Source organism: Flagellimonas sp. HMM57 (genome assembly GCF_021390175.1).
GTDB lineage: Bacteria > Bacteroidota > Bacteroidia > Flavobacteriales > Flavobacteriaceae > Flagellimonas.
The window spans coordinates 950,420-964,347 of the sequence record NZ_CP090004.1; the positions used below are offsets into that span (position 1 = coordinate 950,420).

A 13,928-nucleotide genomic window follows, 5' to 3' on the forward strand; every position below is an offset into this window, starting at 1 on the left:
TTTAAAACAAACTTTGGTTTCGACAAATATTTTAATAAGATTCCAGACTAATTTTTCAATATGCCTCTATGTTAAAGCTTTTCCAAAAATGAACTACCTTCTCTACTATATTCACTAAATTCGCCCCAACTTGGTAAACACCAATTTTATGTTTGCAAATGACTTCAAGAAATGGGACACCATATTAGGGTGGTTCTCTTTTGCCATAGCCTTTATTGTTTATGCATTGACCGTAGAACCTACGGGCAGTTTTTGGGATGCAGGTGAATACATCACCACTTCGGCAAAATTACAGGTAGGACACCCTCCTGGCGCCCCACTCTTGCAAATGATTGGGGCTTTCTTTTCCATATTCGCTTTTGGTGACACTACTAAAATAGCTTTGATGGTAAATGCAGTTTCCATTGTGTCAAGTGCTTTTGCCGTATTGTTTACTTTTTGGACCATTACCAATTTGACCCGTAAACTTATTTCCAATAAAAAATCCATCACCAATAGTAAGGCCATTGCCATTTTTGGAAGCGGTCTAGTTGGCGCCTTGGCCTTTACTTTTTCAGATAGCTTTTGGTTCAATGCCGTGGAAACAGAAGTATATGCCATGGCAAGTTTAATCATGGCACTGTTGTTATGGCTTGGCCTAAAATGGACGGACAATCTTGAAGAACCCAGAGGTGACAGATGGTTATTGCTTATCTGTTTCTTGGTCGGCCTAACCTTTGGGATTCAATTTATGGGATTCTTGGCCATACCATCAATAGGGCTTCTATATTATTTTAAAAAGTACAAAGAGACAACGGTCAAGAATTTTCTGGTGGCTAATATCATAGTCATAACCTTATTGATGCTGGTCTATAAGTTTTCTTTGACCTATGTACTTCAACTGTTTGGTTGGAGCGAAGTATTTTTCATCAACAATATTGGACTGCCGTTCAATTCTGGTTCCATAATTATGGGACTGCTGTTTATAGCTGCATTTTACTTTGGTCTTCGATACACAAGAAAAAACAATTTTCAGACGGCAAATACCATTGTTTTATGTTTAATGTTTCTCTTTTTGGGATTCTCTTCATGGCTTATGCTGCCCATTAGGGCAAATGCAAAGACCGTCGTAAACGAAAATGACCCATCTGATGCCCGTTCACTACTGGCATATTACAACAGGGAACAATATCCTGGGGTGGAAAGCCCTTTTTACGGGGCCTATTATTCAGACAGCTTTGCACCGGCTGGTGAGGACATTGATGATCGCCCTAAATATGAGAGAGATGAAAAACTGGGCAAATACGTTATCGTCAACAACTATAAAGATGCCATTCAAGGGCCTAACAAAGACCATGTCGGTTTTCTTCCAAGGCTATGGAGCGACCAGCACGCAGAGAATTATATGCGCCATTTTGGAGTGTTGGAGTTTCGAATAAAATCGGAATATATCTCTAACAATGAGCTAAGACAAGCGGTATCCCAATTTAAAAGTGCCTATTCCCAAGGTGAACTGGACACTGAGCAGTATATGCGATTTTTACGGGAGTTTAGTGAATACATAGACGTTGAACCGCCCACTTTGGGACAAAACCTTAAATATCTTTTCCAATTTCAATTTGGCTACATGTACATGCGCTATTTCATGTGGAATTTTGTCGGAAGGCAGAACGACATTCAGGGCAGGTATGACGAAAATGGAAATTGGTTGAGCGGTATCGGATTTGTCGACAGTCTTCGTCTGGGGAGTCAGAACAACCTTCCCAAAGATTGGAAAAACAACAAAGGAAGAAACACCTATTTCTTTTTGCCCTTGTTGTTGGGGATTATTGGCATCGTCTTTCAGGTTTCAAAAAACCCAAAACATTTTTGGGTGCTCTTTGTTTTTTTCATGTTCACCGGACTTGCCATACAATTTTACACAAACCCTTACATATTTCAACCCAGGGAACGTGACTATTCCCTCGTGGGCTCTTTTTATGTATTCTGCATATGGATAGGCATTGGGGTTTATGGCCTTTTTGATGAGTTCAAAAAATTGCTTTCAGCAAAAATAGCAGCTCCTGCCATAACCACATTATGTCTTTTGGCCGTGCCTTTTTTAATGGCCTTTCAGAATTGGGATGATCACGACAGATCAAATCGTTACACGGCCAATTCTACGGCAAAAGCTTATTTAGATTCGACCCAAGAAGATGCAGGAGCGATTTTGTTTACCATTGGAGACAATGATACCTTTCCCTTATGGTATGCCCAAGAAATTGAAGGCCATAGAACCGATGTCCGTATCGTGAATACAAGTCTTTTTGCCACGGATTGGTATATAGACCAAATGAAGCGCAAAGCATACGAGAGCGACCCTATCCCTTCCCAGCTCACACATGATAAGTATCGATATGGTTCCAGGGATGCTGTATATTACCAAGGTGTTACCGAAAATCGTTGGAACGTTAAGGACTTTGTAAATTGGATTGGAAGCGACAAACCCCAAACAAAATTCAAGTACCTATTGGAAAAACAGGGAGCTGACCTAAGCGCTTACTCCGATAGCAATTTGGATATTGTATATTACCCAACAAATAAGTTAAGAATCCCTGTCAACAAGGAGAATGTTTTAAAAAGTGGACTGGTCAAAGAAAAGGATTCCGCTTTGATTGTGGACTATATCGATATTGATCTTCCATCAGTATTGCCAAAAAACCGAATCTTGATGCTCGATTTGATTGCAAACAACGATTGGAAAAGACCTATCTATTTTTCTGGTGGCAGCTTTGATAGTGCCGAATATATTTGGATGAAGGATTATCTTCAGCTGGATGGATTGGTATACAAATTGGTTCCCATAAAAACCAAAAATCGAAACTCTTTTGAAATGGGACGCATCGATAGCGACCTAATGTACGATATCGTCAAAAAATGGGATTGGGGAAATTCTGGCGGCGATATTTACCATGACACCCAAACACGTTCTCAAGGATTATCGTTTAGGAGCAATCTAGCAAGATTAATGGAAACCTTGATTGCTGAGAACAAAATTGAAAAGGCAAAGGACATCATCGATATAGCAATGACCAATATACCGGTTGAGCATTTTTATTTTTATGCTTTCGTTGAACCTTTCGTAGATGGTTATTACAAAGTAGGTGAAACGGAAAAGGCAAGAGCTCTTTTCGAAAAATTGAAGTTGATATACCAAGACCGTTTGCAGTATTATTCAGGGATACCTTTGGATGAGCAGTATGAGAAAATTGATGATATTTTATCCGATATGCAGGCTTATCGTAGGAACATAGACATTCTTATTGAAAATCAGGATAGGGAACTCGCAGAATCAGAAACCATAATCTTCAATGAGTATATTGATAAGTTTTCTCAATTTATCGGTGAAGAAGAAGAGGAAATTTTTGAAGAACCCATATTAGACCCAGATTTGCAGGACTCCGTTCCATTGGACAGTACCCAACTTATGGATACAGTTTCCAAGGTGGATCAATAATTCAACAGCATTTCTTTCTAAAAAACTTTTGTTAAAAGTCGAAAGCTTTTACTGAAAAATCGACTATGGTTTAAATTTAAAAATAATCATAGCGATGACACTTACAGAAGAGCTTACAAAAAAACGCGAAAACTCATCAAAGGCAATCCCCCAAGATAAGTATGCCATAATGCAACAGAGCACAAAGGCCCTTTTAGATGCCAATATTTCAGAAAAAGCCACAACAACAGGTGATGTTCTACCAGATTTTGAACTTCCAGATGAACATGAAAATCAAGTCCATTTAAACGAACTACTGCAAAACGAATACCTTATACTTTCCTTTTACCGTGGAGGTTGGTGTCCCTATTGTAATATGGAACTTAGAGCCTTGCAACAATTCTCGGAAGAGTTTAAGAAATTAGGTGCGGATTTGGTAGCCATTTCGCCGGAGACCCCAGATAATTCATTGACAACTTCTGAGAAAAATGAACTGCAATTCAAGGTACTTAGTGACATCAACAATACATATGCAAAAAAGTTAAACCTAACCTTTCAGATGCCAGAAAACCTAAAGGAAGTTTATCATTCCTTTGGACTTCACGTAGACAAGTATAATGGCAACACCGATTATGAACTTCCGATGCCGGCTACCTATGTTATTGATAAGAGCAAAGCCGTTGTCTATCATTTTGTTTCGGAGAACTACACAAAACGGTTGGACCCAAAGAATATTTTGGATTTCTTGAAGAAGAAATAATAAAAAGGAAAATAAATACCGTCTATAATTTTAGGCGGTATTTTTAAATATACTCGTTAAGAATGCCAATCAACGTGTTGGCATCTTGTTCCCCACTTTGCCTCCATACCATTTCGCCTTTTTTGTAAATCATCAAAGTAGGCAATCCCTTTATGCGTAGGGCCTGTGAAAGCTCTTTGTTTTTATCAACGTCGATTTTAATCACTTTCCCTTTGTCACCAAGTGCAGCTGCAACGTCTCGAAGGACGGGGTGCATAGAAGTAGATTGATCGTTCCATTCCGCATAAAAGTCCAGTAATACAGGTACTTTTAAATCTATAAGTTCACCAAATTTAGACATATTGAGTTCTTCGGTTTACCAATCAAAAGTAAGAAAATTTGTTAAAATTTTGCTTTAAGCACGATTGTACGAAGAAGGATTGGGCGTTAAATTCACGTTAAACCTTTCTTTTTAAGGGTAATTACGGAAATCTCGGGCCAAATACCAACACGACCTGGATACCCAATAAAGCCAAAACCACGGTTAACATTGATAAACTGCCCAAGTTCCTCATAAATGCCAGCCCAATATTTGTAGCGCCATTTTACAGGACTCCATTTTATCCAACCTGGAATCTCCACACCAAATTGCATTCCATGTGTGTGTCCACTTAACGTTAAGTGATAATGATACTCATCATTTATGACAACATCTTCCCAATGTGAAGGATCATGGCTCATTAAAATTTTAAAATCATCTTTGGAAATTCCCTTTTTGGCTTTTTCCAAGTCCCCGGCCTTTTTAAATCCGCCCCTGCCCCAGTTCTCAACACCGAGCAAGGCAATTTTTGCCCCATCCTTTTCTAGGTACCTATGCGAATCCAGCAGTAGGTCAAAACCCATTTCTTTTTGAAGGTTTTTTAAATCTTGTAGATTCTTCGCTTTTTCAGTTTCGGAATCCCAAGCAACATAATCGCCATAGTCATGATTTCCCAAAACAGAGTACACTCCGTCTTTGGCATCCAGTGTAGAAAACAACTCTGCCCATGGTCGCATCTCTTCGGCTTTATTGTTGACCATGTCCCCAGTGAACAGAATAACATCACTTTGCTGTTTATTGATCAAATCGATTCCGTAAGCCACTTTTTCTCGATTGTCAAAACTACCACTATGAACATCTGAAATCTGAGTGATTTGATACCCATCAAAGGCCGTGGGAAGGTCATCGAACTCAAGTTGATAGTTTAGTACTTTGTAGTTGTACTTACCTTTATACATTCCCATGAGTAGCGCACCAAATGGTAAAGCGGCAACACCGAGAGCGATCAAACTTAAAAACCTCCTTCTGGATGGAATGCTAAATTCCTTTCGAGTACCGAACACTTTTTGGTACATTCCTACAAAAAGCCTAAAAATATCTTCACCGAACAAAAAGATAATCGTAATAATCTGAAAAGAAAGCATAGCCAAAAGAAAACCAAAGGCGTAGCTTTTTGGTTTACTTAAGACCCGACCACCGTCCGTTCCTGCAAATTGATACAGAAAATTAGCAATGACCAATATATATAGTGTTATAAATAGATAGTGTACCCATGGATATCGAGAAGCAGTTTTAACAGCCTGGAAAGAGTAAAAGCCAAGAACCAAATAGATACCAATAAAAATAATCCAACGAAGCATAGTAGTTTTTTTACGAATTTATTTGTTTCAACTAAGAATCTGGTAATTTCTAACTATTAAGAATTCTTTTTTTTAACGTGAATACGGAGATTTCGGGCCAAATGCCTAATCTACCGGGAAATCCTGTATATCCAAATCCTCTGTTCACATTCAAATATTGATTCTTTTCCTTGTATAGCCCTGCCCAGTATTTGAACCCATGCCGTATAGGTGTCCATTGGAATTCTCCCGGAACCTCTATACCAAACTGCATACCATGCGTGTGCCCGCAGAGGGTAAGCGGAACATGCTTTTCATGGTCAATGACTTCGAATTGCCAGTGCGAAGGGTCATGAGTCATCAATATATTGAAACTATTTTCATCTAATCCTGAAAAAGCCTTACTTAAATCACCATTTTTCATCAAACTGTCATATCCCCAATACTCTACACCAATCAAACAAAGCTTTTGATTATTTCTTGTCAGCAACCTATTCTCATTGCAAAGCAAATCAAAACCCATTTCTTTTTGATGTTGCTTCAGTAGTTCAAAATCAGCTTCTTTTTCTTTTTGGGAAGGCCAATAAACATAATCCCCATAGTCATGGTTTCCAAGAATGGAATACTTACCATCTTTTGCCGTTAACGATGAAAATAATGTCTTCCATTCATCTATTTCGTTTGCACGTCTATCCACAAAATCCCCTGTAAACAATATAACATCCGCTTGCTGCTGATTTATGAGTTTAACGGCATCTCCAACTTCATCGTGATTATCCAATCCTCCACAGTGAAAATCGGATATATGGACAATTTTATAACCATCGAAAGCCTCGGGCAAATCTTGAAAATCGAGGACATATTCAAATACCCTAAAATTGTACCTGCCTTTGTAAATGCTATAGACCAAAGTTGCAAACGGAATTGCCCCAATACCAAGTGCCAATTTTGAAATAAAACCCCGTCTGGATGGCATCTTTGAGGAATCCTTTTTCTTCTTGTTGAAGATATAACTGCCAAATCGAAAAATATCCTCAAAGAAAAGTAAGCCGCTTATCAACATCAGAAAAAGATAAAAAGCAAAAAAGAGCGCAAAACCAACTAGTTTTTCGGGAACCACAAACACATTTGAAATATCAAGAGCAATTTCAAAAACAAAATATACGGCAGTAGCTAAGATGAGTACCCAATATACAATATGAACCATAGCATTCTTGCTCAACTTCTTAAAAGCTTGAAAAGCATAGAACGCAAAAAACAAAAATGTAGCCAGTAGAAAAAGACGTGTCATCTTTTTTTACAAAGATATTTCATTAGCTAAGGTGTAGAATTATTTGACTATTATTTAACGCTCTTCACAATCTCACTAATAGTACCGCTGTTCGATATAGCTACATGACCTTCCTTTAGATGCGCCTCAGAATTCATTGCAACTTTATCGTCCATGTCAATGAGATTCCCAAAAGAAGTTCCAGAAAGATGAAGGGCCTTCAGTTTAGCATTTTTAAACTTAAGGGCATTTTCAATTCGTATTCCTCCCCAGCCATAACAGTGCATTTTTTTGAGATGGCATTGAGCTCTGAAAGTAAATCCAATCCCTTTTCGGCAGAAACTTCACCTCCCGAACTTAAAATATAATCTGCTCCCAGTTTTTCCAAACAGGTAAAGGTTTCCTTAGGGTTAATGACCCAATCGAAAGCGCGGTGAAATGTGAACTTCAATGGCTTAGAAAGTGATAACAATTGTTGTGTCCTTTCAATATCCAAAGTAAAATTGGAATGAAGCATTCCGCTAACTATACCTTCTACTCCAATTTGTTTGCAAAAGATAATATCTCGCTTCATTACTTCAAACTCCAAATCCGAGTAGGTGAAGTGTCCACTTCGTGGTCGAATCAAGATATGAACTGGAATATCCAAACGCTCTTTTACCATTTCGATCAATCCGTGCGAAGGTGTAATCCCTCCCACCCCAAGTTCTGAGCAAAGTTCAATGCGGTCTGCCCCTGCCTTCTGTGCATTAACAGCAGATTCCAAAGAATTGGCACAAACTTCTACAAGCATATTATTATATTTATGTGCACTAAAAATAAACAACCAATACATGCAAAGACGCAAGTTTCTTAAAAAATCGAGCCTTACCACTGCCGGGCTTGTTTCAGCGCCCATTTTAACCTCATGCAAAACAGAAAATAAAGCTGACACGATAGCTGTACCTAAAAAAGTGACAAGACCTATCGCCATTTGTACTTGGAACTTTATGAATGCAACTTCTAAAGCATGGGAAGTCCTTGAAAAAGGAGGAAACGCTTTGGATGCTGTTGAACAAGGTGTTATGATCGAAGAGGCCGATGTATCCAATGAGACCGTTGGTATTGGCGGCAGACCTGACAGGGATGGAAATGTAACACTTGACGCTTGTATCATGGACAAAGATGCTAATTGTGGATCGGTGGTTTATCTACAAAACATAGCGCATCCTATAGCAGTAGCACGTAAGGTTATGGAAGAAACTCCACATATTATTCTTGCTGGCAGAGGAGCGGAGCAATTTGCTTACGAACAAGGGTTTAAAAAGACAGACTTGTTAACAGAAAGCACCCGAAAACAGTATAAGAAATGGAAAGAAGAATCTAAATATGAAACTATTATTAACATTGAGAATCATGATACCATTGGCATGCTGGCGATTGACTCAAATGGAGATATAGCAGGTGCTTGTACCACAAGCGGCATGGCCTATAAAATGGCTGGCCGAGTCGGTGATTCACCGATTATAGGTGCAGGACTTTTTGTTGATAATGCTGTTGGTGGTGCCACAGCTACCGGAGTTGGTGAAGAAGTAGTACGTACCGTTGGCAGCTTTCTAATAGTAGAATTGATGCGGCAGGGAAAATCACCTCAAGAGGCTTGTGAAGAAGGGGTAAAGCGGATTATGGAAAAAAACAAGAATAGAGATGATTTTCAGATTGGTTTTATTGCCATTAACAAGAATGGGGAAACAGGCAGTTATTGCATACACCCCGGGTTTAGCTATCGCAGGTATTCTGAAGAAGGGCATCAAAATATAGTCTCTGGAAGTTTTAAATAAATGGCATATTTTGGATATTTGGGTTTGATCATTTTCAGAAACGTTATATGCTGAGAATCAAGATACCTCTTTCTCTTTTCGGTATTGTTTTCTTTTGATTCCTTTTTTGCTACTTTTAAAGCCATCAAAATAGAATTCGTACCTCTAACTTCTTATTTCAAATTTTAATACATGTCCGACCAAAAAAGACTTTTTCTTTTAGATGCTTACGCTTTAATTTTTCGTGGATACTATGCCCTTATCAAAAATCCAAGAATCAATTCCAAGGGTATGGACACCTCTGCAATCATGGGGTTCATGAATTCGCTTTTCGATGTCATAAAACGGGAAAAGCCAGATCATTTGGCGGTCTGTTTTGATAAAGGCGGAAGTGTGGAACGCACGGAACTATATGAAGCTTATAAAGCCAATCGTGATGAGACTCCAGATGCTATACGAATTGCAATTCCTTACATTCAAAACATTTTAAATGCCATGCAAATCCCAGTGGTGGAATTGGAAGGATTTGAAGCAGATGATATTATTGGCACATTGGCAAAACAAGCTGAAAAAGAGGACTACAAGGTATTTATGGTTACTCCGGACAAGGATTTTGGGCAGTTGGTCTCCGAAAACATCTTTATGTACCGTCCTGCTCGAATGGGCAATGGAATTGAAATTTGGGGCATTCCAGAAGTTCAGAAACGTTTTGGCGTACAAAGACCCGAACAGGTTATCGATTATTTGGGGATGATGGGAGATGCCAGTGACAATATCCCTGGTCTTCCCGGTGTTGGCGATAAGACTGCCAAAAAGTTTATTGCCGATTTTGATTCCATGGAAGGCCTTTTGGCCAATACCGATAAGTTAAAGGGCAAGATGAAGGAGAAGGTAGAACAGAATGCCGAATTGGGAAGATTATCCCGAAAACTGGCTGAAATCAATATCAATTGCGAGGTAACCTTCAATGCCAACGATTATGAAATGTCGGAACCGGACAGTCCAAAAGTGCAGGAGATTTTTGAGGAATTGGAATTTCGGCGCCTAAAAGACCAATTTATAAAGATTTTCTCAGGGGAAGCTGAACAAATCGCACAAGTTTCCAGTACGGAAACCGCCAAAAAAGAAGCAAAGGTAGCAGGTAGCGGACAATTCACATTGTTTGGGGGAAGTCCAACAGATGCACCCGCCACGATCAAAGATGAGAACAGTAGAAATACAGTAACTACTGTTCCCCATTTTTACCAGAGTATTGAACCTGGTTTGGGAATGCAGCTCTTTATGAAAAAAATGATGCAGCAAAGTTCGGTCTGTTTTGATACCGAAACAACCTCATTAAATGCACTTGAAGCCGAATTAGTGGGCATTGCCTTTAGTTGGGAAGCAAAAAAAGGATTTTACATCCCTATCCCAGAAGATAAAGAAACAGCTTCGAAGATTTTAGAGGAACTTCGGCCTTTCTTTGAATCTGAAGCTATAGAAAAAATTGGGCAAAACCTAAAGTACGATATCAAAGTGATGAAAAACTACGGTATTGAAGTAAAAGGAAAATTGTTCGACACCATGTTGGCACATTACCTCATCAATCCAGATATGCGCCACAATATGGATGTATTGGCCGAAACATACCTCAACTACACACCTGTTTCCATTACCGAGCTCATTGGTAAAAAAGGGAAAAACCAGTTAAGTATGCGACAGGTTGCCCTGGACAAGCAAACCGAATATGCAGCTGAAGATGCCGACATTACCTTACAATTGGCACAACATTTTAGACCAGAACTTTCAGAAGCAAAGACCGAAGAACTATTTGAAAGCATTGAGATTCCCCTACTTAGGGTTTTGGCCGATATGGAAACCGAAGGAATCAATCTCAATGAGGATTTTCTTAATGAGCTCTCAACGGTTCTTGATGTGGATATCAAAAATCTAGAGCAAAAAATCTATAAAGCTGCTGGAGAGGAATTTAATATCGCATCGCCAAAACAATTGGGTGAAATCCTATTCAATAAGCTGAAGTTGGTCGATAAACCCAAAAAGACAAAGACAGGGCAGTATTCCACTGCGGAAGATGTACTCTCCTATTTGGCCAAAGATCATGAAATCATTCAAAATGTGTTGGACTATAGAGGTCTTGCCAAGTTAAAAAGCACTTATGTGGATGCACTACCTAACGAGGTACAGCAGCATAGCGGTCGGGTGCATACCGATTACATGCAGACTGTTGCTGCCACAGGGCGACTTAGCAGCAATAATCCAAATCTACAGAATATCCCCATTAGAACGGAACGTGGCCGACAGGTTCGAAAAGCTTTTATACCAAGGGATGAAAACTACACCTTGCTAGCGGCTGATTATTCCCAAATAGAGTTACGGATCATTGCAGCTTTGAGCGAAGAAGATACTATGATTGAAGCTTTTAAAAATGGTGAGGATATTCATGCCTCTACAGCTTCAAGGGTATTCAACGTTCCCATTGAAGAAGTCACACGCGAGCAACGAAGCAACGCCAAAACGGTGAATTTTGGAATCATTTATGGTGTTTCGGCGTTTGGGCTGAGCAACCAAACAGATTTGACACGTGCCGAATCCAAGGAACTGATAGAAACCTATTACAAGACGTATCCCAAGCTTAGAAATTATATGGGCGAACAGGTAGATTTTGCCCGGGACAATGGCTATGTACAGACTGTCCTGGGAAGGCGTAGGTATTTAAAGGACATCAATGGCAGCAATGCTGTAGTACGAGGTGCAGCAGAACGAAATGCGGTAAACGCGCCCATTCAAGGAAGCGCAGCGGATATCATTAAAATCGCCATGATCAACATCCACAAAAAGCTTTCTGAAGGAGACTACAAAACAAAAATGTTGTTACAGGTACATGATGAATTGGTTTTTGATGCCTACAAACCGGAATTGGAAGAAGTAAAAACCATGATAAAAACCGAAATGGAAAATGCTTACACGCTTGCTGTTCCTTTAGATGTGGAAGTGGGCATCGGAGATAATTGGCTGGAAGCGCATTAGAACACTGCCCGAGAAGAAAATTGGTCCATAAGCTAGGCCTACCAACCAAACTAGGTATCTAATGCGCATTCTGAACATTCTTACCATTATTATTCTTATCGTATTGCTAGTAAGCACTGTGTTCTTTATAACGTTGCATTCCTTAGCAGCTTTAATTGGTATTGCTACTGGCATAGCTTTCGTTTATTACCTTTTATTTTTCATCATCTTAAAAGTAATATCCGCTAAAAAGCTACATCATAAAAATGTACAAATCATTTTGTGGATATTTTTCTTGGCCCCTGTAATTTGGGCTTTGATACATCCAGAAGGGTTGTTTGAAGTTTTAATGTTTGATATTAAACTCGACATGAAATAGCTATTTTGACTTGAACTTGATTTTAGGACCCATTAAATAGTAATAGCTTGAATATGTAGTGACTGACACTATAATTTTTATTAAAATTTACCGTTCGAATAAGAATTTTGTTCTAATTTTACATAGATGTCGAATAACAAGGAACAAATAGACAAAAGAAACATTTCCTTCTGGAATACAGATTCCCCTTTGACCAGCAGGAGGGTAAGCATCATTTTGAACAGTCCCAAGGATTCAAAAAAACTAGCGGATGCTGTCAGGGCACTTCGCCACAATGAACATTCCACCATAAAATTATCCAAGGAAACAAAAGATAAGATAGATGCAGAGGCCGAAAAGCTGAAAAGTGCTTAATGAGTATTGCCCTATCTACGCTAGTCCTGTTTTTCTTACTTATTCCCGGAATCTTATTTAGAAGGTTTTACTATACCGAAGAATTTTCACGAGAATACTTTAAGGAAACTTTCTTCGCAATATTTATAGCAACAATCCTACCCAGCTTATTCTTTCAATTTCTCTGGTATTTTTCCGCAAAACTTATTGGTTTTCATGTTGACCTTTACACATTGGGCGACATTGTATCTTCAAATCCCTCAGAAGAATCATTTCAAAATCTAGAAAAAAGTGCAGTAGGTGTTTTGGTTTACAATCTATCCATGTTCGTGGTGGCCAGTTTTTCTGGGTATCTTTTGAAAAGACAAGTGCGCAGTAGAAGATGGGATAGAAGATTTAAATTCTTTCGGTTCCAAAACTCATGGCACTATATTTTGAAAGGTGAATTTTTCGACTTTCCCAGAACAGAAATCATCTTGGAGGAAGACAGCGTCGAAGATATAGAGTTTGTATTTATAGACGCCATTTTGGAGCTAAATGGAAATGCTTATCTCTACGATGGTATTTTAGTGGATTATGAGCTGAGCAGTGATGGCGGGCTCGAAACCATAAGCATAACCAATGCGCAACGAAGAAAACTGTTCGATGACAGTGAAATTTCGAAAAATGGCAAGAAGAAGGACAATAGCTCAAAATATTATCCGATCACAGGGCATATTCTGGTACTCAAATATGCTGAATTAAAAAATCTGAACTTTACCTACTATACCTTAGACCTTGATAAAAATGAAGAATTGATTCCTCGATTGGTGAAGTAAATTACTCCTGATAGTTTTCCCCTATCTTATCCAAAACCTTTAAAAAAGTTTCAAATTCGACAGTATCCAATCCTGCAACGGCCTTTTCTCGAAGCATGTTGGCATGTGGCTCAATTTGAAGGATAATAGCGCGTCCTTCTGCAGTCAACTCCAACTTAAAACGTTTTAAATCCCCATCAAACCGAGTCTTGGTTATCCAACCTTTACGCTCTAAACCACCTATAACTCTTGAAGTGGTGGCACGATTACGAAAATTTGATTTAACAATATCGGACTGTGAAACATCTTCGCCTAATTGGTAAATACGATATAAAATCACCCATTGCTCAATGGTAAGTTCAATATCCAATTCCTTGAACTTTCTTAAATAGGCATCCTGAACTTTACGAAGCACCATATCCAAATGCAATCCTATTCCCGATATTTCATCTATTTGATTGAGCATACTTGTCGTTCCCGTGCAGGCGAGAA

Annotated in this window: 11 protein-coding genes; 6 read left to right on the forward strand and 5 right to left on the reverse strand. The window is 38.9% G+C overall.

Annotated features, from left to right (window positions below; genetic code table 11):
* Nucleotides 1-148 precede the first annotated feature (148 nt).
* Nucleotides 149-3,475, forward strand: coding sequence for a DUF2723 domain-containing protein (locus tag LV716_RS04185; protein ID WP_163416530.1), 3,327 nt, complete (start codon nt 149-151; stop codon nt 3,473-3,475).
* Between the two features lie 94 nt (nt 3,476-3,569).
* The gene (locus tag LV716_RS04190) at nt 3,570-4,214 is read left to right on the forward strand and encodes a peroxiredoxin-like family protein (protein WP_163416531.1); all 645 of its coding nucleotides are present in this window, start codon (nt 3,570-3,572) and stop codon (nt 4,212-4,214) included.
* Between the two features lie 43 nt (nt 4,215-4,257).
* Here LV716_RS04190 and LV716_RS04195 read toward each other — a convergent pair whose 3' ends face one another.
* The 4 genes from LV716_RS04195 to LV716_RS04210 form a co-directional block, all read right to left on the reverse strand.
* Entirely contained in the window at nt 4,258-4,554 is a 297-nt protein-coding gene (locus LV716_RS04195) for a co-chaperone YbbN (RefSeq protein ID WP_097046517.1), read from the reverse strand.
* 92 nt (nt 4,555-4,646) lie between these two features.
* Nucleotides 4,647-5,873, reverse strand: a complete 1,227-nt coding sequence (locus LV716_RS04200) for a metallophosphoesterase (RefSeq protein ID WP_163416532.1) — start codon at nt 5,871-5,873, stop codon at nt 4,647-4,649.
* A gap of 49 nt (nt 5,874-5,922) precedes the next feature.
* The gene (locus LV716_RS04205) at nt 5,923-7,143 is read right to left on the reverse strand and encodes a metallophosphoesterase (RefSeq protein WP_163416533.1); all 1,221 of its coding nucleotides are present in this window, start codon (nt 7,141-7,143) and stop codon (nt 5,923-5,925) included.
* 199 nt (nt 7,144-7,342) lie between these two features.
* The gene (locus LV716_RS04210; RefSeq protein ID WP_370637480.1) at nt 7,343-7,915 is read right to left on the reverse strand and encodes a copper homeostasis protein CutC; all 573 of its coding nucleotides are present in this window, start codon (nt 7,913-7,915) and stop codon (nt 7,343-7,345) included.
* A gap of 40 nt (nt 7,916-7,955) precedes the next feature.
* Here LV716_RS04210 and LV716_RS04215 point away from each other — a divergent pair, with 40 nt between their 5' ends.
* The 4 genes from LV716_RS04215 (at nt 7,956) to LV716_RS04230 (ending at nt 13,457) form a co-directional block, all read left to right on the forward strand.
* Nucleotides 7,956-8,942: an isoaspartyl peptidase/L-asparaginase family protein gene (locus LV716_RS04215; protein WP_163416535.1), complete on the forward strand. Its 987-nt coding sequence runs from the start codon at nt 7,956-7,958 to the stop codon at nt 8,940-8,942.
* 171 nt (nt 8,943-9,113) lie between these two features.
* A complete protein-coding gene (gene polA, locus LV716_RS04220) occupies nt 9,114-11,948 on the forward strand; it encodes a DNA polymerase I (RefSeq protein ID WP_163416536.1) in 2,835 nt (944 codons plus the stop codon).
* A 484-nt stretch (nt 11,949-12,432) separates the two neighbouring features.
* Entirely contained in the window at nt 12,433-12,660 is a 228-nt protein-coding gene (locus tag LV716_RS04225; protein WP_163416537.1) for a hypothetical protein, read from the forward strand.
* Nucleotides 12,660-13,457: a hypothetical protein gene (locus tag LV716_RS04230; RefSeq protein ID WP_163416538.1), complete on the forward strand. Its 798-nt coding sequence runs from the start codon at nt 12,660-12,662 to the stop codon at nt 13,455-13,457. The genes LV716_RS04225 and LV716_RS04230 overlap by 1 nt, the downstream gene beginning before the upstream one ends.
* Nucleotide 13,458: 1 nt before the next feature.
* On the opposite strand, the gene LV716_RS04235 is transcribed toward LV716_RS04230, so the two are convergent.
* On the reverse strand, nt 13,459-13,902 hold the full coding sequence (locus LV716_RS04235) for a MarR family winged helix-turn-helix transcriptional regulator (RefSeq protein WP_163416539.1): 444 nt from the start codon (nt 13,900-13,902) through the stop codon (nt 13,459-13,461).
* Between the last annotated feature and the right edge of the window lie 26 nt (nt 13,903-13,928).

Bases quoted from the DNA above. Each gene is read 5' to 3' on its own strand.
- LV716_RS04215 (WP_163416535.1), top strand. From the start codon at position 7,956: ATGCAAAGACGCAAGTTTCTTAAAAAATCGAGCCTTACCACTGCCGGG.
- LV716_RS04235 (WP_163416539.1), bottom strand. From the start codon at position 13,902: ATGCTCAATCAAATAGATGAAATATCGGGAATAGGATTGCATTTGGAT.
- LV716_RS04195 (WP_097046517.1), bottom strand. From the start codon at position 4,554: ATGTCTAAATTTGGTGAACTTATAGATTTAAAAGTACCTGTATTACTG.
- LV716_RS04200 (WP_163416532.1), bottom strand. From the start codon at position 5,873: ATGCTTCGTTGGATTATTTTTATTGGTATCTATTTGGTTCTTGGCTTT.
- LV716_RS04210 (WP_370637480.1), bottom strand. From the start codon at position 7,915: ATGCTTGTAGAAGTTTGTGCCAATTCTTTGGAATCTGCTGTTAATGCA.
- LV716_RS04185 (WP_163416530.1), top strand. From the start codon at position 149: ATGTTTGCAAATGACTTCAAGAAATGGGACACCATATTAGGGTGGTTC.
- LV716_RS04230 (WP_163416538.1), top strand. From the start codon at position 12,660: ATGAGTATTGCCCTATCTACGCTAGTCCTGTTTTTCTTACTTATTCCC.
- LV716_RS04225 (WP_163416537.1), top strand. From the start codon at position 12,433: ATGTCGAATAACAAGGAACAAATAGACAAAAGAAACATTTCCTTCTGG.
- LV716_RS04190 (WP_163416531.1), top strand. From the start codon at position 3,570: ATGACACTTACAGAAGAGCTTACAAAAAAACGCGAAAACTCATCAAAG.
- LV716_RS04205 (WP_163416533.1), bottom strand. From the start codon at position 7,143: ATGACACGTCTTTTTCTACTGGCTACATTTTTGTTTTTTGCGTTCTAT.
- polA (WP_163416536.1), top strand. From the start codon at position 9,114: ATGTCCGACCAAAAAAGACTTTTTCTTTTAGATGCTTACGCTTTAATT.